The 19,362-nt window shown below is 59.8% G+C and carries 18 protein-coding genes and 7 tRNA genes; 8 read left to right on the top strand and 17 right to left on the bottom strand.

The window, feature by feature from the left end:
* Window positions 1–90: 90 nt before the first annotated feature.
* The 10 genes from M5J06_RS11160 to M5J06_RS11115 all read right to left on the bottom strand — a co-directional run bounded on the left by M5J06_RS11160 (window position 91) and on the right by M5J06_RS11115 (window position 5,874).
* Entirely contained in the window at window positions 91–1,371 is a 1,281-nt protein-coding gene (locus tag M5J06_RS11160) for a Dyp-type peroxidase (RefSeq protein ID WP_070529961.1), read from the bottom strand.
* Window positions 1,372–1,435: 64 nt separating this feature from the next.
* Window positions 1,436–2,131: a copper chaperone PCu(A)C gene (locus M5J06_RS11155; RefSeq protein WP_070522073.1), complete on the bottom strand. Its 696-nt coding sequence runs from the start codon at window positions 2,129–2,131 to the stop codon at window positions 1,436–1,438.
* A gap of 77 nt (window positions 2,132–2,208) precedes the next feature.
* The gene (locus M5J06_RS11150; protein WP_070529959.1) at window positions 2,209–2,796 is read right to left on the bottom strand and encodes a copper resistance CopC family protein; all 588 of its coding nucleotides are present in this window, start codon (window positions 2,794–2,796) and stop codon (window positions 2,209–2,211) included.
* A 190-nt stretch (window positions 2,797–2,986) separates the two neighbouring features.
* Complete coding sequence (locus M5J06_RS11145) at window positions 2,987–4,954, bottom strand: vWA domain-containing protein (protein ID WP_250224683.1); 1,968 nt, start codon at window positions 4,952–4,954, stop codon at window positions 2,987–2,989.
* 278 nt (window positions 4,955–5,232) lie between these two features.
* Window positions 5,233–5,308: transfer RNA gene (locus M5J06_RS11140), tRNA-Gly, on the bottom strand.
* 43 nt (window positions 5,309–5,351) lie between these two features.
* Window positions 5,352–5,423, bottom strand: a tRNA-Val gene (locus M5J06_RS11135).
* 32 nt (window positions 5,424–5,455) lie between these two features.
* Window positions 5,456–5,526: transfer RNA gene (locus M5J06_RS11130), tRNA-Cys, on the bottom strand.
* 31 nt (window positions 5,527–5,557) lie between these two features.
* A tRNA-Gly gene (locus tag M5J06_RS11125) sits at window positions 5,558–5,633 on the bottom strand.
* A 38-nt stretch (window positions 5,634–5,671) separates the two neighbouring features.
* Window positions 5,672–5,743 (bottom strand) — tRNA-Val (locus M5J06_RS11120).
* A 55-nt stretch (window positions 5,744–5,798) separates the two neighbouring features.
* Window positions 5,799–5,874: transfer RNA gene (locus tag M5J06_RS11115), tRNA-Gly, on the bottom strand.
* Window positions 5,875–6,215: 341 nt separating this feature from the next.
* Between M5J06_RS11115 and M5J06_RS11110 the strand changes: the two genes are divergently transcribed.
* From M5J06_RS11110 to msrB, 4 genes are all read left to right on the top strand, one after another.
* Window positions 6,216–6,287: transfer RNA gene (locus M5J06_RS11110), tRNA-Val, on the top strand.
* 109 nt (window positions 6,288–6,396) lie between these two features.
* Window positions 6,397–7,047 carry a pyrimidine reductase family protein gene (locus tag M5J06_RS11105; protein ID WP_250224682.1) on the top strand — a complete coding sequence of 217 codons (651 nt, stop codon included), beginning with the start codon at window positions 6,397–6,399 and terminating at the stop codon, window positions 7,045–7,047.
* A gap of 11 nt (window positions 7,048–7,058) precedes the next feature.
* Complete coding sequence (locus M5J06_RS11100; RefSeq protein ID WP_250224681.1) at window positions 7,059–8,255, top strand: glycosyltransferase family 87 protein; 1,197 nt, start codon at window positions 7,059–7,061, stop codon at window positions 8,253–8,255.
* Window positions 8,252–8,665: a peptide-methionine (R)-S-oxide reductase MsrB gene (gene msrB / locus M5J06_RS11095; protein WP_070522057.1), complete on the top strand. Its 414-nt coding sequence runs from the start codon at window positions 8,252–8,254 to the stop codon at window positions 8,663–8,665. Before M5J06_RS11100 ends, msrB begins: the two co-directional genes overlap by 4 nt.
* Before the next feature lie 56 nt (window positions 8,666–8,721).
* On the opposite strand, the gene hemQ is transcribed toward msrB, so the two are convergent.
* Window positions 8,722–9,423 (bottom strand): hydrogen peroxide-dependent heme synthase, encoded by a 702-nt coding sequence (gene hemQ, locus M5J06_RS11090; protein WP_070513174.1) that lies wholly within the window; start codon window positions 9,421–9,423, stop codon window positions 8,722–8,724.
* Between the two features lie 176 nt (window positions 9,424–9,599).
* Here hemQ and M5J06_RS11085 point away from each other — a divergent pair, with 176 nt between their 5' ends.
* Together M5J06_RS11085 and M5J06_RS11080 are read left to right on the top strand one after the other, a co-directional pair.
* On the top strand, window positions 9,600–10,214 hold the full coding sequence (locus M5J06_RS11085) for a DUF3000 domain-containing protein (protein WP_250224701.1): 615 nt from the start codon (window positions 9,600–9,602) through the stop codon (window positions 10,212–10,214).
* 1 nt (window position 10,215) lies between these two features.
* On the top strand, window positions 10,216–11,439 hold the full coding sequence (locus M5J06_RS11080; protein ID WP_250224680.1) for an HRDC domain-containing protein: 1,224 nt from the start codon (window positions 10,216–10,218) through the stop codon (window positions 11,437–11,439).
* 19 nt (window positions 11,440–11,458) lie between these two features.
* Here the strand turns inward: M5J06_RS11080 and dxs are convergent, their stop codons facing one another.
* The 5 genes from dxs to dut all read right to left on the bottom strand — a co-directional run bounded on the left by dxs (window position 11,459) and on the right by dut (window position 17,136).
* A complete protein-coding gene (dxs, locus tag M5J06_RS11075; RefSeq protein WP_250224679.1) occupies window positions 11,459–13,357 on the bottom strand; it encodes a 1-deoxy-D-xylulose-5-phosphate synthase in 1,899 nt (632 codons plus the stop codon).
* Between the two features lie 105 nt (window positions 13,358–13,462).
* Complete coding sequence (locus M5J06_RS11070; RefSeq protein ID WP_250224678.1) at window positions 13,463–14,758, bottom strand: class I SAM-dependent RNA methyltransferase; 1,296 nt, start codon at window positions 14,756–14,758, stop codon at window positions 13,463–13,465.
* Window positions 14,751–15,461 carry a DUF3159 domain-containing protein gene (locus tag M5J06_RS11065; RefSeq protein ID WP_371325874.1) on the bottom strand — a complete coding sequence of 237 codons (711 nt, stop codon included), beginning with the start codon at window positions 15,459–15,461 and terminating at the stop codon, window positions 14,751–14,753. Before M5J06_RS11065 ends, M5J06_RS11070 begins: the two co-directional genes overlap by 8 nt.
* Before the next feature lie 130 nt (window positions 15,462–15,591).
* The gene (locus M5J06_RS11060; protein ID WP_070683432.1) at window positions 15,592–16,548 is read right to left on the bottom strand and encodes a DUF3710 domain-containing protein; all 957 of its coding nucleotides are present in this window, start codon (window positions 16,546–16,548) and stop codon (window positions 15,592–15,594) included.
* A 111-nt stretch (window positions 16,549–16,659) separates the two neighbouring features.
* Window positions 16,660–17,136, bottom strand: coding sequence for a dUTP diphosphatase (gene dut / locus M5J06_RS11055; RefSeq protein WP_070623916.1), 477 nt, complete (start codon window positions 17,134–17,136; stop codon window positions 16,660–16,662).
* Between the two features lie 132 nt (window positions 17,137–17,268).
* Between dut and M5J06_RS11050 the strand changes: the two genes are divergently transcribed.
* Window positions 17,269–17,796 (top strand): DUF3093 domain-containing protein, encoded by a 528-nt coding sequence (locus M5J06_RS11050; protein WP_250224677.1) that lies wholly within the window; start codon window positions 17,269–17,271, stop codon window positions 17,794–17,796.
* 27 nt (window positions 17,797–17,823) lie between these two features.
* Here the strand turns inward: M5J06_RS11050 and M5J06_RS11045 are convergent, their stop codons facing one another.
* Window positions 17,824–18,114, bottom strand: a complete 291-nt coding sequence (locus M5J06_RS11045; RefSeq protein WP_070531301.1) for a DUF4193 domain-containing protein — start codon at window positions 18,112–18,114, stop codon at window positions 17,824–17,826.
* A gap of 343 nt (window positions 18,115–18,457) precedes the next feature.
* Between M5J06_RS11045 and ppgK the strand changes: the two genes are divergently transcribed.
* Window positions 18,458–19,255, top strand: a complete 798-nt coding sequence (gene ppgK / locus M5J06_RS11040; RefSeq protein ID WP_250224676.1) for a polyphosphate--glucose phosphotransferase — start codon at window positions 18,458–18,460, stop codon at window positions 19,253–19,255.
* Window positions 19,256–19,362 lie beyond the last annotated feature (107 nt).

Genomic DNA, 19,362 nt, shown 5'->3' with positions numbered 1-19,362 from the left:
TTGTTGCGCTCCTTTGCGCTCACGCGCCGCTCGACATACCTGGCCGAGCAGCGCTCAACGAGAAAGTTACAGCGGCTTAGTCTACCCCTCTTAACTGCGGATGAGCGATTCGCCCCAAAAGGTTTCGCCCTCAGTTCCGGCAGGCATGTAGTACACGGCCGAGCCGATGTGGGTAATCCACTCGTTGAGGCGATCCGCTTTGTCGAGGCGCGCCTGGATGGGCTCGAACTGGGCCGTAGGATCCTTCTGGTAGCAAATGAAGATCAATCCAGCGTTGCTGAGTTCACCGCGCTTGGTGGTCTCCGGGGAAGGCGGAAGGTTGTAGTTATACGGACGGCGCAGCAGCTTCTGATGAGGTGAGTCGACCGGAGGATGTGCCCGGGCGACATGCGAGTTTTCATCAATAGCCTTGAGGCCAAACTCGTTTCGCGCATCCAGGTCAACCTCGTCGAACTCGTCCTTGCCACCTAGAGGTGCGCCGGTATCGAGCGCTCGACCTGTAGCGTTTTCACGTGCAGCACGATCAAGTTGCTCCCACGTATCGAGGTTCATGTGGATGCGGCGAACCACCATGGCGCTGCCGCCGGCAAAGGGGCCGTCCTCGATCCACACTTGCTCATTGAAATCTTCATCGCTTCGCGGGTTGACCGTGCCGTCTTTTTGCCCAAAAAGGTTGCGCGCGGTTGTTCCCTTCGGTGCGGAACCATAAGCGTGGCTAAACCCCTGTTGAATCCACGCGACGTCGGCGTAGTCTTTACCGGCACGAGTCATATGCCGCAGTACATAGGCCGCGGTGAAGGCATCATCACTGCAGATCTGTAGGACGATATCGGTCTGTCCCCATTCAGGGCGCAAATCATCGTGTTCAAAGTCCTGGATATCTCGCAGCCAGCTGGGCTTGGCGACGCCCACCGTGTCAAAGAATCCTTCTCCCCAACCGCACGTGACGGTGAGGTTTGCCGGGGTGGTAGACAATTCAGGCTCGAGGCTACCCAGCGGGTTCTCGCCGGTGCACAGGCGGCGAGCGTCCTCCGTCCACAGACGCATGAGTGCGGCCGCGCCGCGTGCGGTGGTCTCCTTCTTCAGGTTGAAACCGACCAATTCCACGTGCGCCTGGACCGGGGTTTGGATGCCTGCTTGATGCTTGCCATCGAAGGCGACGATATCGCCACCCATGGTTTCCTCGCGGCGCTCCGGCCCGGTGCTTCCGGCATCACCGGCCTGCGCTGCTTGGGAAGCGTCTGCAGACTCCGCCGAAGACTGCCCTGACTCCTCCCCCTTCGCGCAACCGGCGAGCGCTACCGCGCTTGCAGCCACAGCACTTCCGGCGAGCAATCCACGCCGGCTGACAGGTTCCTCGAACCCGCTCATCGTTGATGTCTCCCTATCTCGTGAGAACCGATAACTTGCCTACCTTGGCCCAGAGAACGCTTTTCTAGTGAGCGTGCTCTTCCGTCTTCATGCCCGACATGTCTGCGGACTCTGAGTGGTCCATGTGATCACCATGCTTCATGTCGCCATGGTCCATATCGTCGCCGTGATCCATGCCGCCCATATCGCCATAGTTCTCGTCGCCTGCGCCGATGGAACGCACGGGGATGTCGCCCAGGTCGACCGTTGAGCCGTCGCTAAGCTCCAGCGTCAGTGTGGCGGTCTCGCCTGCCATAACGGGCTCTGTAACTCCCATCAGCATGAAGTGGAAGCTACCCGGTGCGAGCTCGACGGATTCGCCAGCAGGCAGATCAAATCCACCTTCTTTTTCCTGCATGACGCCATCGACGACCTCATGGATCTCGTAGTGCTCCGCCTTCACCGACGAGGTGAAGCCAACCACGTTGATGTCCTTGTCCGTGTGGTTGTGGAGGGTGCCGAAGATCGCGGTCATATCCGAATCCTTCTCCATGGCGCGCACGACAGCATCCTCGAAGGTCACACCGGACTCAGCGGAGGAAGAAGCCGAGTCACTGGTCGCAGCTTCCTTGTCCTTCTCAGCGCCATTCTCAGCGCTGGCTGCAGCGCTCGATGGGGCTGCGGTGGAATCTTCCTCGCTCGTCGAGCAGCTTGCCAGTGCAAGGCTGGCAGCAGCAACGGCAACCACGGAAGCGCGGAGGAAAATACGGGAATTCAGCATGTGACATGCCTTTCTGCAGTAACAGTAGTTAAGGAAAATGCGGATTGACTCTCACATCATCAAAAGCCGTGTGATGCTTAGCCTTCTGGGTCTTCTCCACCAGAGCGGCGGGTCTTTGCTCCGAAGGCGAAAAGGGCTGCGCCAACGACGAGAACTGCTCCTACACCAATGATCCATTTGGCCGCGGTAGGCAAGGAACTCAGGGGATCCTGAGACCCTTCTGCATCGTCGCTTTCCTTGGCACCATCGGCAGAAGCATCTGCAGTCTTATCTCCCCCAGCCCCGGAGGCCACGCTAAATGGCACGGAACCGAGTGTGGAGTGCCCATCGGAGGACGTAATGCGGAAACCTACTTGGTAGTCACCATCACCGGGCTCGACGTCCTGGGGGACTTCGACGGTGAGGTTTCGGCCGTCAATGGTCGGGGTTGCGTCAAAGAGCACGTCGCCGCTTGTCTTATCACTCACGGCGAAGGTGTTGAAGTTGTCCTTTGGGATGCCAGAGAATTCCAGCGTGATTTCGCGAGGGAATTCCTCCAGCGGCGCATCACTCACAACGTTGCCGCCTATGACTGAGTCATGCGCCGCCGCTAGTGGCGCGGACAGCCCGACCGCGAGGCAGGCTGCCCCGGCAGCAATCCCTGTGGTGACCTGACGCAGCTGCATGTCCAGAACAACTCCTTGATGGTCTGATGAAACTTTTGGTTGAAGGTTCCCTCATCCTATCGCCGGGAGGGATCCTCGAGCCAATCCTTACCCCGCACGGAATATGCGAGGTTACCAAGTAGTCGTTGCATGCAGTGGAAAAGTTCCCTGCTGCAGCTCCAACAGCAGCTAAGTCATATTCCTGGGCTTACTAATTGCTACGCCCGCGCAGTAGGATAACCACCAAGATGACGACGGCAAGTGCAATGATGCCCAGCGCAGCGGCTAAGAGATAGCCAAGAATGCCGAGGCCAAAGCCTTTGTCTTCGTCCGCGCTTGCTGCCTGGTCCGTCTTATCTTTCATCTCTTTATCGCCGTCGCTGTTCGTGGTCTCAGTCTGGTCCTTGACGGGTTGATAGATAGGGCCTTGGATTGGTTCTCCCAGCACCTTTGTTGTGAGAGCGTATTTCACCGTGTCTCGCTTGCCATCGAATACCTCATCCTCCTTTTCGGACCCCGTACCCGCATCTAGGGTGACCAAGATGTAATAGTCACCCTCCAACCAGTTAGCTTGGGCTCCTTGCCCGTTTGCCTGACTTTGACCGAAACGGTTGGCGAAAGCCGTCGGTATAACCGAGTGTGCTGCAACTTCTTGGCCCTCGTTCAACGCCGACATAAAATCGTTGTCACCAGCTCGCTCGCGCGCGGGGTTAAGAATCTCCAAATTCAGGGACGAATACTTCAAGGCATTCTCATCAGACATCTCGCCTACTTTCAAGGCAGCGGCAAGCTGCTGTCCTTCCTTCATGGGAACCTTGAAGACTTGCGCCTCGCCCCGCACAATGTCGGTCTCGATGGTGTCTCCGCTTTCCAGCTCAATGGCATCGCCAAACCAGCTAGCCGCGCGAACCTTTTCAGCGCCTTCAAAATTGGCATGAAGCTCGCCCTCTACCTCACTGTCCAGCCCACTCACCAGCTCATCCATATTGGACACAGGGTCAATGCGGTGGAGGAGGATTTCCACATCGAGGGGTTCCTCAGCTTTGTAGTTCATAGCTCGCTTCGCGGTCAAGACAAGTTCGTCACTTGGACACTTTTCGGAGCCCATTTCTCGCGTAAAAGCGCTTGCGCTGGGCAAAGCGTCTGTGCGAATGGAGGTATGGAACTCGTCCTGATCAACAGTGCACTCAATGGAGCCTTGTTCACCGCCATGATTACCGGTCGGTGGCTCGGAACCGTCACCAAAGAACACTGACAAATCAAGGCTTCGCGGCTTAACCACCGCGCCGTCCAGAGTCTTGTATATCGACGCTACATAGCGCTCACCCGGCTTGACGGGGATAGACCATGACTCAGCGTGAAAATCCTTGTGAGTGTCCTCTCCGCCGTTAGTCGGCGGCTCCAGTTGCGCACGGAAGATGAAGTCCTCACCAGACTCCCAGCGAGGAAGCTGCGTTGGTTGACTGATATCTTCGCTACCTTCAATCTGTTCGACATCGGATTGGTAGATGTCCGCGGCGCGCCCTGCTGCCTTCTTGATCATCGCTGCCAGTGAGTCTGCATCATCGGCGTCGAGATACTCGCCACCTGCGGCATCTGCAATACAGGAGAGCTCCTTGCGGGCCTCCTCATCGACGTTAAAGCCAATGGTGTTGATAACCAGGTCAACGCCCTGATCGTGAAGCTCCTTTGCCACCTCACATACTGGCGGCGGCGCGCACGTGTCGATTCCATCAGAGACAAGCACAATGGTGCCGTGCTGGCCACCCAATTCTTCGGCGGCCTTCTTCAGTGAATCACCAATCGGGGTATATCCCTTAGCCTGGAGAGCATCAATCGGACCGGTGAAAGAATCCCCGACGTCCTCCTTAGGACCGCTGACCACGTGGATGTCTTGGCACCCTGCTTCCTGATTCTCGGGTGATTCATCGACCGTGCCGCCGTAAGTAACAAGTCCGAGCGGGATGGTCCCACCTAGCTCAGAGACGAACTTCTTCGTTGCATCCTTCGCGGCGTCGAGCCGGGTCTGCCCGCCAGCATCTTGCACATTCATCGAACCAGAAGAGTCGAGAACAAGCATCGTCGCACCACTCTCAGGATCTGCGGCCTCCCCACCAGAGCCGGACTCCGGGTTATTCGCGGAAGCGGCTTCGGAGCTCGGAGCTGCGCTGGGCGTCACTCCAGTGGGATTCTGTGCAGACGCTGGTACCGCCACGACGGTGAGAAACCCGATTATTAGGGCAAAAAGAAGAGCAAAAGCTCTGCGCAACGGTCCATACTGGAAAAACGTTGGTGGAGACAAGACTTTCATGATGTCTGCTTTCTTGAGACGACAAGACTGTGAGAAACATCATAAACGGCTGGCAAATAGTTCTCCCGCCAACGGGGAAGATCCCCCTCCAGCGCAGTGAATTGTGAAAACAAAAGTGCCCCTCCATAGTGGAGGGACACTCGATGTGGAGCGGATGACGAGACTCGAACTCGCGACCCTCACCTTGGCAAGGTGATGCGCTACCAACTGCGCTACATCCGCGTGACGAGCTCTCGCTCGTCGCGGGCTCCAAATGGAAACCCTGTGCGCGATACTGGGATTGAACCAGTGACCTCTTCCGTGTCAGGGAAGCGCTCTCCCGCTGAGCTAAACGCGCTCACAGCACCCAAAGTTGGGCGCCAGCTTTTGAGGTGGAAACGGGAATCGAACCCGTGTGCACGGTTTTGCAGACCGTTGCCTCACCACTCGGCCATTCCACCGTGGCGATACCGCCTCACACACTACATGTGCTGGAGCGGATGACGAGACTCGAACTCGCGACCCTCACCTTGGCAAGGTGATGCGCTACCAACTGCGCTACATCCGCATTCGAAACCAGGCCCGGTTTCTAGGACTAAGTCCTTGTGCGCGATACTGGGATTGAACCAGTGACCTCTTCCGTGTCAGGGAAGCGCTCTCCCACTGAGCTAATCGCGCTTATCCATTTATCAAGGCTATGTGCTCGAGATTCCCTCTAGCACCAAGAAAGCCTTGGAGCGGATGACGAGACTCGAACTCGCGACCCTCACCTTGGCAAGGTGATGCGCTACCAACTGCGCTACATCCGCATTGCACGTCCCCGACTGGTATGCCGTGGTGCGAGAAGAAACTTTATCGTGCGCCTCCCCAGTTTCCAAATCCGCAGCCCACGGCACTAATCCCAGAGCCCGGCTCAACATTTGGATTACAACCATGTGATTGAGACCGCGACTTCCAGATGTGACATCCGGATACGCTGCACACGCTTCTTCTTTTCCCGGCCATTTCTAGGCCCCAGTACCCCGCCATGAGCACACCGACTTGGATTGCCCCTTCCACTTCCTGCCAGCACCATCACCAGGTAAAGCCCAGTTGAGCTGGACGATTAGGGGGTTCACACAATCGCGGTGTACCTTAAGTGCTGCACCGAGGTTCTATAGCTCAGTGGGAGAGCGTTCCGTTCACACCGGAAAGGTCGCTGGTTCAATCCCAGCTAGGACCACTCATTAAGACCGCAGTTCATCTGCGGTCTTTTTCTTTTTCTGAATGCGCTTGGGGGTTGAGGGCTTGAGCCTAGGCCTGAGTTAGGGGTTAACACGTACGCTGGCTGCATGGACTACACCGCACGGATCGACGCGTTACTCGGCCCTGACAGCGAAGGCATTCGGCTCAACGCCGTCAGCACGCTTCACGGCTCAGCCACCATCAATGGCACCTCCGGCCCCATGGGCAACGACACTGACGCCAAGCTTTTCGCAGCCTTGCGCGATTGGGCCGACGTCACCGTAGTGGGTTCGGCAACCGTGAAGGCAGAGTCCTACGGGCCAGCAAGCAACACCCGCCTTGCCATTCTCAGCCACTCGCTAGACTTTGCCGGATTCGAGGACCTTATAGCCTCCGGCCCCATAGTGCTGACTCCTGAGGAACGCGCATCCTCGCCCGAGGCCCAGCACCTCGTCGAGGCCGGTGCCGACGTTCTAAGCATTGGCACCGGTACCATGAGCGAGGCAATCTCAGCCCTTCGCGCCCGGGGCGCGCGCCGCATCAGTTGTGAGGGCGGCCCTTCCGTGTACTCCGCCTTTATCGCCGAAGGACTTGTGGACAAGCTCTATTTGACGCTCGACCCGCACCTATCGCCCTCCGTCGAAAAGCCCGTCATCGATGGCAAAGCCACCTCCCCTGCGCTCAAGCTCGAGTTGGAGAACGTTGCTGCTGTCGACAGCACGGTGTTTCTGCGCTATCGACGAACCCAAACACCGTAAACTGTGCTGCCGTGACTTCTCCGGCTCCCTCAACCTCAGATTCCGCGCGACTGTGGACGGCCGCCGCGTGGCCCGCCGCCATAGTCTTGGTTTTCCATCGCGTGTTCGTGCTCGCCTTCAACGGCACGGTGACCGATGATTTCGGCACCGTCTACCGCGCAATCCGGAACCTGTGGGAGGGCAACCCGGTCTACGAACAGAACTATTCCTTCGTCGATCCGCTCTACCTATACAACCCGGGCGCAACGCTCCTCCTATCCCCCTTGGGGCTTGTTTCCGAGGAACACGCGCGCATCGCCTTCATCCTGGCCAACGCCGCGGCCATCGTCGCCGCCTTGGCCCTACTGACTCGCTTCGTAGGCCACGGCCTGCGAGGCCCCTTGTGGCCAGTCAGCATCGCTGCTGCCTTCGCTACCGAATCAGTCATCAACACGTTGGTCTTTACCAATATCAACGGCGTGCTTCTACTCGCCATGGTGGCGTTTCTGGTCTTGTTGGATAAACACGGATGGGCCGCCGGGCTGTGCATCGGTCTGGCGATTCTGGTTAAGCCGCAATTTGCCCCGCTGCTCTTCCTCGCCTTGGTGCGCAAGCGCTGGCTCACCTTAGGTTTGGGCATGGCTATACCGCTGGTAGCCAACCTTGCTGCTTGGCCGTTCGTTCCGGGCGTGGAAGGCTTCCGCGCCAACCTTCTTCCCTACCTGGCCACAACGCGCGATTATGCCAACGCATCATGGCCGGGCGTGCGCGCCTACTTCGATCTGCCCGGCATTATCTACTACCCCATCTGGATCCTGTTCGCGGCACTAGCGGCAGTAGGCATCCTTGGGCTTTTACGCTGGCGCGACAGCGAGCCCACCTTCTGGGCGCTGAGCACAAGTGGTGTCATCATGGCCGGCATCTTTTTCCTTTCCTCCCTGGGTCAGCAGTACTACTCCATGTGGCTTATCCCCATGCTGTTTACGGTGATGCTTGCACGCTCGGTCTTCCACACATGGGGAGCATGGTTGGCCGCATTTTTATTCTTGGCGCCGCTCGAGTGGACGTCGACAAGCATGCCCACCGCCGCACACTGGATGAGCGTCTTCATCGCCACCATCGGGTGGGGACTGCTCATCGTGGTGACCGCCACCACCGTAGCCGGCTGGTGGTCCGCGGAGCGAGGCACTAGCCCAAAGCCTCAAGCTAGCGATAAACTCCCAGCATGACTGATTTCAAGCTCATTGCAGATACCGAATGGCGCAAGCGGTTAAGCCCCGAGGAGTACCACGTTCTGCGTGAGGCCGGAACGGAAGCACCGCACGTCGGCGAGTACACCAACACGACTACCGAAGGCGTGTACTCCTGCCGCGCCTGTGGTGCCGAGCTCTTCCGCTCCACGGAAAAATTTGAGTCGCACTGCGGCTGGCCGTCCTTCTTCTCCCCTTTGGCCGGTGACGCCATCATTGAGCGCGAAGACAATTCACTGGGCATGCGCCGCATCGAGGTACTGTGCGCTAACTGTGAATCCCACCTCGGCCACGTCTTCGAGGGTGAGGGCTACGATACGCCGACGGACCTGCGCTACTGCATCAATTCCATCTGCCTGGATCTAGAAGAAAAGCCGGTCGAGGACTAAACCCTCAACCGGCTTCCGGCGCTTTTCGCGGCAGCTACCGCGAATTATCGCAGTTCTTAAGGCAGGATCGCAATGAGCTCAGCCACGTCCTTCACGCGGCGGCCGGTGTGGAAAGGAATCTCCTCGCGCACGTGGTGACGAGCCTCGGTGTAGCGCATGAGGTACATCAAGTCCACGATGCGGTGCAGCTCCGGGGCCTCAAAGGCCAGGATCCACTCGTAGTCACCCAGCGCGAAGGCTGGCACGGTGTTGGCGCGTACGTCCGGATAATCACGTGCCTGCATGCCATGCTCCATGAGGATGCGGCGGCGTTTTTCCTCATCCATGGTGTACCAGTCATAAGAGCGCACGAAGGGGTAGACGGAAATCCACTCACCGGGCTCCTCGCCCATAATGAAGGACGGCAGGTGAGACTTGTTGAACTCTGCCGGGCGGTGCAAAGCATTTCCTACCCACGTCACCTCAGAAACCTGGCCCAGGACGGTCTCGCGGCGGAAGTCCGCGAAGGCCTTCTGGATGTCGGCGAATTCTTCAGCGTGCCACCAGATCATGAAGTCAGCGCTCTCCCGCATCCCGGAGAGATCATAGATACCGCGAACGGTAACCACGCCTGCTTCCTCCAATTCCGCGAAGAACTTCTGTGCCTGCGCCACGATCTCCTCGCGCTCGGTGCCCAGCGCACCGGGGATTACTTGAAAAACCGCGTGCTGCGAATAGCGCTGGACCTTATTGAGCTCGGCGAAGTTGACTTTCGACATGCCTTTCTCCTTCTTTCAACCGACAGAGTTTCGCATCCATCATAAGTTGGAGACAACCCCTCGCGCCACTAGCCTTTCGGCGCGCCTTCCACCGCCACGAGGGCGGAGCTTATACGTTGTTCCCCGTGAGCAATTCCGACGTTTCTTCGCGCAACCTCGCAGGGGCACCGACCAACCTGCACGATCGCACCGCCGTCTCCCCCGCCGATTCGCGCCCTGCGGAGCCGAGCACCCCGGCCGCCTTCACGGAGGCCGTTGAGTCCCTCCATGCCGCACAGCTGCGCCCAGAAATCACGTTGGGCACCATCCGCCCACCACAGCGCCTAGCACCGTTCAGCCACGCCATCGGCTTAGAAGTTGAGCGCAACGAGCATGGGGACATTATCCCCACCGACTCTGACGGCGATGCCTTCGGCCGCCTCATCCTGCTCCACGATCCCGGCGCTGAGGAGGCCTGGGAGGGTGCGATGCGCCTGGTGGCCTATATCCAAGCGGACTTGGACGATGCCGTTGCAGGGGACCCGCTGCTTCCCGACGTCGCCTGGGAATGGCTCACCGAATCCCTCGACGTGCGCGAGGCGACCCATACGAACCTGGGCGGCACCGTCACGTCAACCGCTTCGGTCCGTTTCGGTGAGATCGGCGGCCCGCCGCGCGCCTATCAACTAGAAATGCGCGCCTCCTGGACCGCAGCCGGCCTGGATCTCGCCCCACACGTGGAAGCTTTTGCGCAGGTTCTTTCCCTCGTTGCGGGGCTGCCACCAGAAGGCGTAGCGGAGCTCGGGCGCTAACATGACTGAGCTGCGCCAGGTACCGGTTGACGGAACGCCAAAGGTCCTGCTTTCTCCCCGTGAGTTTCACGCCGCGGCCGACCGCCTGGCAGCCGGAACTGGCCCCTTCGCCATCGACACCGAACGCGCGTCAGCCTACCGCTATGATGATCGCGCGTTCCTCGTACAAATTCGCCGTGAGGGCGCGGGCACATTCTTATTCGCCCCGGAGCACCGCCGGGCTGAGCTTCGCGCGGCCTTAGCACCGGTGCTCAACGGTCAAGAATGGGTCGTCCATGCGGCCCCTTCCGATCTTCCTTGCCTAGCCTGGCTGGGCTTGTATCCAGGCACCTTGTTCGATACGGAGTTAGCCGCCCGCTTCGCCGGCTTCGCACACCCCAACTTGGCAGCAATGGTGCTGGAGCTTTTCGACGTCCAATTGGAAAAAGGCTACGGCGATTCCGACTGGTCCGAAACCCCCATTCCCCGGTCGTGGCGCAATTATGCGGCGCTTGACGTGGAGTTACTCAATGAGCTCGCTGTGACCTTGCGCGATATCCTCGCGGAGGAGGAAAAACTCGACTGGGCCTATGAGGAGTTTGAGAAGATAGTCGACGACCACGCGCGCATTAAAGGCCCCGAGCCCCGCTCGTGGCGGGATCTCAAGGGCGTGTCCTCGCTTCGCTCCGGCGAACAGCTCGCCGTGGCTCGCGAGCTGTGGCAGCGCCGCGAATCCATCGCGCGCACCCAGGACGTGGCCCCCAACCGAGTACTACCGCACCGCGTGTTGGTGGACATTGCTCGCCGCGTGCCCCGCTCGCCACGCGAAATCAACCAAATCAAAGGTTTTCCCCGACGCCGCGGGGGTGCGACCTTGCGGTGGTTCGACGCGGTTGAAACCGCACTGGCCAGCCCGCGCAAGCAATGGCCGAAGGTGCTGCGCAGCCCGCGCCCGGTTCCTTCCAAATCAGTTTTTAGCCGGGAGTTCCCCGAACTGTGGCAGCTCTACACCGAAATCCGTAGTGACTTCGAGGACCTCGGCGATGAGCTAGGCATGAGCTACGAGCTCATACTCAAACCCAGCCTGCTGCGCATGGCCGTGTGGGCGGCGTGCGGCCCAGAGGGTGGCGTCGCCGGGGAAATCACAGATGCTTCGGATATCCCCGATTTCCTACGTTCCCAAGGCGCGCGCGAGTGGCAAATCGAGCTTGCCTCCCCGCTTTTGCGCCACGGGCTGGAGCAGTAGCGCCCACTCCCCCGCGTTCTTAGCTGCGAGCAGCTACCCACTCGCTGATGGACTCTGCAATTCCTTCCGGAGTCAGCCCGAATTCCTCAAGAACCTCACCGCGGCTGGCGTGCTTGGGGAAACAGCCCGGCACGCCGAGTCGGTGCACGGGGGTATCCACATCGGCAGCATCGAGTGCTTCGGCCACCATGGAACCCACGCCGCCACGCAGGATCCCGTCCTCCACCGTGACCACGAGGTCATGATCCGCAGCCAGCGCGATAATGGATTGCGGGACCGGAACCGGCCAACGCGGATCAACGACGGTCACGTTGAAGCCTTCGGCTTCCAACCGCTCGGCGGCCCCCAGGGACCGAGCACTCATGGCGCCGATAGAGACGATCAGAACATCCGTTGCGTCGGCCGCTGATTCAGCAGCATCGGAATAACGCAGGATATCGACGCCATCATCGAGGCGCTTGAGCTCCTCACAATCATCCAGCAGGTTGCCCTTAGGGAAGCGCACTACCGTCGGGCCATCCTCGATGGCAATTGCTTCATTGAAGAGCTCCCTTAAGCGGGCACCATCACGCGGTGCGGCGATGCGCATACCCGGGACGATGCTCATCAGCGCCATGTCCCAAACACCATTGTGCGAGGGACCATCGGATCCTGTGACACCGGCGCGATCGAGAACGATGGTGACGGGCAGCTTCAGCAACGCGATGTCCATGACCACTTGGTCCACTGCGCGGTTGAGGAAGGTGGAATACACCGCCACCACCGGGTGCGTACCTGCCAGCGCCAGACCTGACGCAGAGGCCATGGCATGTTGTTCTGCAATTCCGACATCGAAGAAGCGCTCTGGGAACTCCTCCTGGAATGGAGCTAATCCCGTTGGGCCTGCCATAGCGGCGGTTATCGCCACAATATCCTCACGGGCATGACCGGCCTTGATGAGTTCCTCGGAGAAGGCCGCAGTCCATCCCGGTTGCTTCTGTCCTTTGGACACACCGGTGACTGGGTCGATAGCCCCCGTGGAGTGCATCTGGTCCTTCGGCTCATTGACCGCTGGGGCGAAGCCGTGTCCCTTCTCCGTGACCGTATGCACGATGATGGGGCCGTCATAGTCGCGGGCGTAGCTCAGTGCCCGGACCACGGCGTCGATATCGTGTCCGTTAATCGGACCAATGTATTTGATGCCCAGTTCTGGGAACATCTCGGTGGGCAGAACGGTGGACTTCACGCCTTCCTTGACCGCATGCAAAGCGTCAAAGGTGCGCTCACCTACCCAGCCCATGGATTTCAGGCGCTTCTTGCCCAGCGCCATGAACTCGTCATAGCCATGCTGCGCGCGGATGCGCCCAAGGTTTTCTGAGAGTCCGCCGATGGTCGGTGAATAGGAGCGGCCATTGTCATTCACAATGATGACAACGTTACGGTCTTTATCCGCAGAAATGTTGTTGAGCGCTTCCCAACACATGCCACCCGTCAGGGCGCCGTCACCGACAACCGCCACGGCATTGCGGTGCGATTCACCGCGAATCTTGAAGGCCTTGGAAAGTCCGTCCACCGTGGACAGTGACGCCGAGGCGTGGGAGGATTCCGTCCAGTCGTGCTCAGATTCCCCGCGGTCCGTGTAGCCGGACAAGCCGCCCTTCTGGCGCAGCGTATCGAATTGATCGGCACGGCCCGTGAGCATCTTATGCACATATGCCTGGTGGGAGGTGTCAAAGACGATGGGATCTCGCGGGGAATCGAAGACGCGGTGGATCGCCACAGTGAGCTCCACAACACCCAAATTAGGGCCAAGGTGACCGCCGGTAGCGGACACCTTCTCAATCAAGCGCTGGCGAATCTCCGCCGCGAGCTCAACCAGTTGCGTCTTGCTCAGGGCTTTGAGATCGCCTGGTGATTGAATGGAATCCAGAATGCCCATAGAGCTTGCCTTAAACCCCTTCATCGATCGTTTTCTTCTTTACCACCGTACCCGCTAACACGCGTGACACGTCAATCATTGCCCCGGCTCCACCCGAAGCGAAAGCTATGCCACCTGTGCCGTGGGTACCAACAGCGCCAGGGTTTCAAAGTGGTGCGTTCCGGGGAAAGCATTCACCATTGCTAAGCGCTGTATGCGGTAGCCGCGCTCAGACCACGCGGCGATATCGCGGGCAAAGGTAGCGGGATCGCATCCGATGTGCAGGACGCGTTGCGGCGCTGCCTCAGCGATTGCGGCCACCACATCCCGGCCAGCACCGGTGCGCGGCGGATCCAAAACTACCGTCGTTGGCTTTGGCAATTGGCTCGCTACCTGCTCCACCTTGTCGGTACGAAAGTGCACGTCATACTCTGCAAGACCCGGCTGTGCCGCCGCAGCCGCCGGCGAGTAATCGACGGAAAACACGGTGGTGTGCCCGCCCTGGGGCGCCGTGGCCTCAGCCAAGGCAGGAACGAAAAGCCCTACCCCTCCATAGAGATCCCAAGCCACTGCGTCGACCGCGGATTCATCTGCGGCACTGCTTTCTCCCGCCTCCACGGCGAGCCACTCGCGTGCGAGACTGGTGTACACGTCAGGCGCGCCCACGTGCGCCTGCCAAAAGGCGGTGGCCGGGAAACGGAACTCGTGACCGTCGGCGCGCTGCACGACGTCCTCGGTCGGGGCCTCGATTACTTCCCGGATAGTCTCTATGCGCCGTCCGCGCGGTGCTTTCCGCGTCTCGACGACGTGGCGGTTGCCATCGCTGTCCATGACCGCAATAACCTCCGCGCCAGGGCTAAAGGTACGGGCACCAGGCCCCACCAGACCTGCGACGAGGCCCGGCACCAGCTGGGTACACGCCACGTCTGTAATCAGCTCAGTGGACCCGCGCTTGCGCACACCGGCACGGCCGTGCTTGTCGACGCCCAGCCTTACCCTCGTGCGCCACCCGCGCTGCGGTGCGACATCGATAGCCTCAATCTCGGGCACGTCCTCAAGCCGGGCTACCCTGTGCAGTTGATCGCGCAAGACGGCGGCCTTAATTCCTGGTTCCGCCGCAGGATCTAGCTCAGCGAAATCGCAGCAACCTGCACCGCGCTGTGCCGCGGGACAGGAAGACTCGACGCGGTACTCACCTGGCTGGAGGACGGATACTATCGCCGCTTCCACGAAGGACTTCTTCGCCTTGGTAACTGTCGCCCTCACCTGGTCGCCCGGGAAAGAACTGGGGACGAAACACACGCGCCCGTCGGGCGCCTGACCGATTCCGACACCGCCGTGCCCCATGCGTTCAATAGTGGTGTCGAAGGACGACCCTTTGACAACGCTTGAATCAGCAGCGTTGTAAGCACTCTCAGTCATGGATCCTCTCCTTGGTGTCTTCAGAGCTCTGTGCTCCTTCTACGCCCTGTGATTCCTCCACCGCGGCGTTGGCACGGCGAACCATCCAGACGGTCAAGATGGTGACGATACCGGTTAGCGGCCACCCCATAAGGATGCGAACGATGCCGAGGGTGGTGGTGGCATCGGCGTCGTAAAGCGCGCGCTGCACCACGAAACGGGCAATGAAGACCGCGGCCCAACCCGCCGTTGCCAAGGCATAGGCTCGCCGTGCCTTCGGCACGATTCGCCACCCCATGCCATCGCCGTTGAGGCCTTTCCACACCACGCCGACAAGCGGCCAGCGCACGATGATGGAGACAACCGCCACGATGAACAGCACGAGCGACATCCAAATTCCATAAAGGAAGTAGCCCTTGGCGTCTCCTGTAAACCACGCGATACCGGCGCAGATGGCGACACCCAGCAACCCGGAAAATGCTGGCTGCAAAGTTTCTTTGCGCGCCAAACGCCACAGGCTGATAGCCAGCGCCACACCGAGCGCTGCGGCCAATGCAGGCCCCAGGCCCCACATGTTGTTAACCGGAATGAGCACCAGCACGGGCAGGGTCGCAGACACCAGACCGGTCAGGCCTCCCATTTGTTCGAGCAGCGACGGTTCTGCCTCAGGCGCTGGGGTCGCTGCTGCAGTCTGTTGTGGTGTCTCAGTATTCGTGGAGTCCATGGAGGCCTCAGAGGCGGGCGTAGTGCCGTGTTCGGTGGTATCGCGCCCTTCGGGCATAGGGGTGGTCACGTGTTTCAACAATCCTTTTCGGTAGTAGCCGGGAGGGTCACGGCCAATGGCCTAGGGCGCGCTACTTGTTCTCGTGGTCGTCGAGATTGCGCAATTGTTCGCGAGCCTCGGCCTCCGCGCCGCTTTCGGCGCCCGCAGCATTATCCGCTGGCGCGGAGTTTTGAGCGCTGGATGGTTGCGCTGCCTGTTGCTGGCGCTCCTGAAGCGCCTGCTGGACTTGCTCAGCGAGCTGCTGCGGCAGCATCACGGGAAGTGAACTTCCGGCAAGAATTGGCTGCTCGCCGCGATAGATAAAGGTGCGCGCGACGACTTCGCGTCCCAGCTGCGCTAGCTCCTCTTCCTTGCCCGCAGGAGCGGCCAAGGTCAAACGGTACATCCACCGCGGCCCTTCCACACCAATGATTCGGATTCCGCCCTTATCACTGGTGCCGACGATTTCAGAACCCCAAGGACCATCCTCCGGATGCGCTGTAAACCCATCTGCTTCCAAACCCTTGACGATGTCCTTGGCAGATTCCGCCCACTGCCCCGGCGTGCGCGGCGCGGCAAAGGCCACAGGCGTCATGCGTCCGTGCGGCGTAAGAATGTGGAGCATACGAGGGCCGTCTGGGCCCATTTCTACCTGCACCTGCGAGCCCTTCGGCAGCGGGATGCGCATCGAGCCCAGGTCCAAAAGGCCGACGGAGAAGTCCTCGAAGTTGAACTCGGCGATATCCACGTTGTCGCCGTCGTAGGGGCCCATCTCACCGTTGATGGCGTCGTGCGCCACGGCTTTTACCCCGGCAACACCTTCGACGTCATCCTGATCCTCGCGGACCAGCCCTGCACTGGCTTGTACAGGCCCCTCAGCGGTCGAACTTTCTCCGGCCTCCGTTGCCAAGCTCTCCGCCGACGCTGGTTCGGCCGTTGCTTCTTTTACTTCTTTGTCCGCGGCATCAGTGCGGACGGTGGTGTTCTTGTCCTGGCTTTCGTCCTTGCCAGCATCCTTCTTCTTTTTGCCAAAGGGCCACATCGCCATGGTTTTGTGCCTTCCTCATTCTGTGTCTTGTGCCGGATAACTTGTGTTTGTCGGATGTGGGGTTGCTCGGTATGGCCCGCGCACGCGCAGGCTTTGCCACGTGCAACTGATTCAGTTGACGCCAGTGGATCCGTACCCGCCATCGCCGCGAGCGGTGTCATCGAGTTCCTCGACTTCGCGGAAGCCCACGAGCTCCACTCGTTGGACAACAAGCTGGGCAATTCGCATCCCACGCTCGACCTCAAAGGTCTTATCGGGATCGTGATTAATAAGGCACACCTTAATCTCACCGCGATACTCCGCATCGATGGTGCCCGGCGTGTTGACCACGGAAATCCCGTGCTTGGCCGCCAAGCCCGAACGCGGGTGGACCAAACCTACCGTGCCCATTGGCAAGGCAAGAGCAATGCCAGTACCGACGAGCGCGCGCTCTCCGGGGCGCAGAGTAGCGTCATGCGCGGCGTAGAGATCCGCGCCAGCATCGCCACGATGGGCTCGCTGCGGCAGCGGAAGCTCCTTATCAAGGCGCTTGATCTGAATGTCTCCGAATGGACTTACCGGATCTACAAGGGGGTGTTGCTCATTCACGCGGCCCAGCCTACCTTGTCCCCACCATCCCCTACCCCGAGGGATGGAGCTTTGTGCCGCGTCTACCGCGGTTACCCGGCACCTTTGGTTGCGTTGGGTTCTGCCCTTCCCCGACGACTAGACTCAGAGGCCATGACTTCGAATTCATCGCCTGTTTCCCCCACAGCGTCTGCTGAATCCCCCGTCATCCTCTATCGCGAGCGCCAATGGGTGCCGTGGTACTGGTGGTTTATGGCTGCGTTCGTCGTGGCGATTTCCACGGCCACGGTCAGCCTCAACCGCGGCATCATGTGGGTCATTATTCCCGCCATTCTGCTTAGTGCCATCGCCGTGTGGGTGCTAGTGACGTGGTCCAACACAGTAGTTCAAGTGGAGCAGGATGCCGATGGCACCCGGTGGCTCACCGTGAAGGGCGCACAGCTGCCTAGCGATGTTGTCTCCCGCAGTACCGCGGTGCCGGCCACCGCGCGGCGCAATGCGCTGGGACCACAGCTCGATCCGGCTGCCTTCCTTGTCACGCATGGCTGGGTTCCTGAGCACGTCATGCTCGTCCTCGACGACCCAGAGGATCCCACCCCCTATTGGCTCATCGGCTCCACCAACCCCGAAAAGCTCCTCGCGGCCTTCCTTCCAGAACAGGCGGCAGCCGCCCAAAGCTAAGAGTCACGCGCAGGATAAACTGCTGCGCTAGGCGCAGTCCATGCAGACTGGCTGCCCATCCTCTTCGTGGTCGAGGCGCTTATTGGACTGCACCAGGTAGCACACAGAACAGGTAAATTCGTTTTCTTTACGCGGCACGACGGTGACATTGAGCTCCTCACCGGTCAGGTCCACTGACGGCGGCTCAAAAGCCTCGACGATTTCACCATCGTCATCCATGCCGTTGTTGTCGTTTTCAGCCGCCTTCAGCCCCTCGAGGGAATCGGTCTCGAGGTCGTCTTCTGCGCGGCGACGCGGTGCGTCGTAATCGGTGGCCATAATGCTTGCCCCTGTGAGTCAGATTGATTGGTACGTCTATTTATCGACGGCATCGTAAACCACGCAAGCCCCCGTGTCACACTCGCCCCGCGATGGGGGCACCAACCGCCCCACCCCTCTACCCCCTACCCTGCGAATTTTAATAGGATGAGCTGGTCATTCACCGTTCTTGGAGTGCTGGATATTTTTCTGAGTATCACTCCTCACACCCACCCACAATGCGGTCACTAATACGGGAGCGGCTGCAGTCACTAATACGGGAACGGCACAGTGCCGACTCCGCCAGCGATACGAAACTCACACTGTTGCCACATCAACGCCGCGCTCAACATAGACTGTCAGTATGACCGCGCAAGAAGCACAGCACCAGGACACGACATTGAGCCTTGAGCACCAGGGCCATTCCTTTGGCATTGATGTTGGGGGCTCCGGCATCAAGGGCGCCGAGGTAGACCTCGCGACAGGCGAATTCGTCGGTGACCGTCTGAAGATCGCTACTCCCCAGCCGGCTACGCCGGAAGCCGTAGCAAAGGTAATTGCCCAAATCGTCGCCGAAAAAGGCTGGGACGGCCCCGTCGGAATCACGATGCCTGCTGTGGTGAAAGGCCAAGTGATTCGTAGCGCGGCGAATATTGATAAGTCTTGGATTGGCGTGGATGCGCAGGATTTGTTGAGCCAATACCTCGACGCGCCCTTCACCGTGCTTAACGACGCCGACGCGGCCGGCCTCGCCGAAGTGGCCTACGGTGAAGACATTGCACGTTCGGGCCCCGTCATCTTCCTCACCCTGGGCACGGGCATCGGCTCCGCATTCCTTCTGGACGGCCAGCTCTTCCCCAATACGGAGATTGGCCACCTTATCGTTGGTGAGAAGGAAGCAGAGCACCAGGCGTCGTCGGCAGTCAAGGAACGCGAAGGTCTCAAGTCCAAGCAGTGGGCAAAGCGCGTCAACCGCGTACTCCACGAGTATGAGGCACTGTTTAACCCTTCAGCCTTTGTGATCGGTGGAGGAATCTCCCGCAAGTTCGACAAGTGGGGCGAGCACCTCAAAATTGAAACGCCGGTCGTTGCTGCTCAGCTCCGCAATCGCGCGGGCATCGTGGGCGCGGCGATGGCGGCGAAGGAAGGAATTCGCCCCTAATCTATATCGTCCCAGCGTTCCCTAGTTGACCCCAGTCACCGCCTGTTGACAAAAATGATCTATACTGGGCTGTCGATTATCGAATATCCAGCGGCGCGCCTCCCTCG

The organism is Corynebacterium intestinale (assembly GCF_023574125.1).
GTDB lineage: Bacteria > Actinomycetota > Actinomycetes > Mycobacteriales > Mycobacteriaceae > Corynebacterium > Corynebacterium hesseae.
The sequence above is the reverse complement of the archived record's forward strand: the minus strand, read 5'-3'. Positions and strand labels throughout refer to the sequence as shown.

Coding starts and splice junctions, on each gene's coding strand:
- M5J06_RS11155 (WP_070522073.1), bottom strand. CDS start 2,131: ATGCTGAATTCCCGTATTTTCCTCCGCGCTTCCGTGGTTGCCGTTGCT.
- M5J06_RS11105 (WP_250224682.1), top strand. CDS start 6,397: ATGGACTACACCGCACGGATCGACGCGTTACTCGGCCCTGACAGCGAA.
- dxs (WP_250224679.1), bottom strand. CDS start 13,357: ATGGGCATTCTGGATTCCATTCAATCACCAGGCGATCTCAAAGCCCTG.
- M5J06_RS11045 (WP_070531301.1), bottom strand. CDS start 18,114: ATGGCCACCGATTACGACGCACCGCGTCGCCGCGCAGAAGACGACCTC.
- M5J06_RS11080 (WP_250224680.1), top strand. CDS start 10,216: ATGACTGAGCTGCGCCAGGTACCGGTTGACGGAACGCCAAAGGTCCTG.
- hemQ (WP_070513174.1), bottom strand. CDS start 9,423: ATGTCGAAAGTCAACTTCGCCGAGCTCAATAAGGTCCAGCGCTATTCG.
- M5J06_RS11065 (WP_371325874.1), bottom strand. CDS start 15,461: ATGGACTCCACGAATACTGAGACACCACAACAGACTGCAGCAGCGACC.
- M5J06_RS11050 (WP_250224677.1), top strand. CDS start 17,269: ATGACTTCGAATTCATCGCCTGTTTCCCCCACAGCGTCTGCTGAATCC.
- M5J06_RS11060 (WP_070683432.1), bottom strand. CDS start 16,548: ATGGCGATGTGGCCCTTTGGCAAAAAGAAGAAGGATGCTGGCAAGGAC.
- msrB (WP_070522057.1), top strand. CDS start 8,252: ATGACTGATTTCAAGCTCATTGCAGATACCGAATGGCGCAAGCGGTTA.
- ppgK (WP_250224676.1), top strand. CDS start 18,458: ATGACCGCGCAAGAAGCACAGCACCAGGACACGACATTGAGCCTTGAG.
- M5J06_RS11150 (WP_070529959.1), bottom strand. CDS start 2,796: ATGCAGCTGCGTCAGGTCACCACAGGGATTGCTGCCGGGGCAGCCTGC.
- M5J06_RS11070 (WP_250224678.1), bottom strand. CDS start 14,758: ATGACTGAGAGTGCTTACAACGCTGCTGATTCAAGCGTTGTCAAAGGG.
- M5J06_RS11160 (WP_070529961.1), bottom strand. CDS start 1,371: ATGAGCGGGTTCGAGGAACCTGTCAGCCGGCGTGGATTGCTCGCCGGA.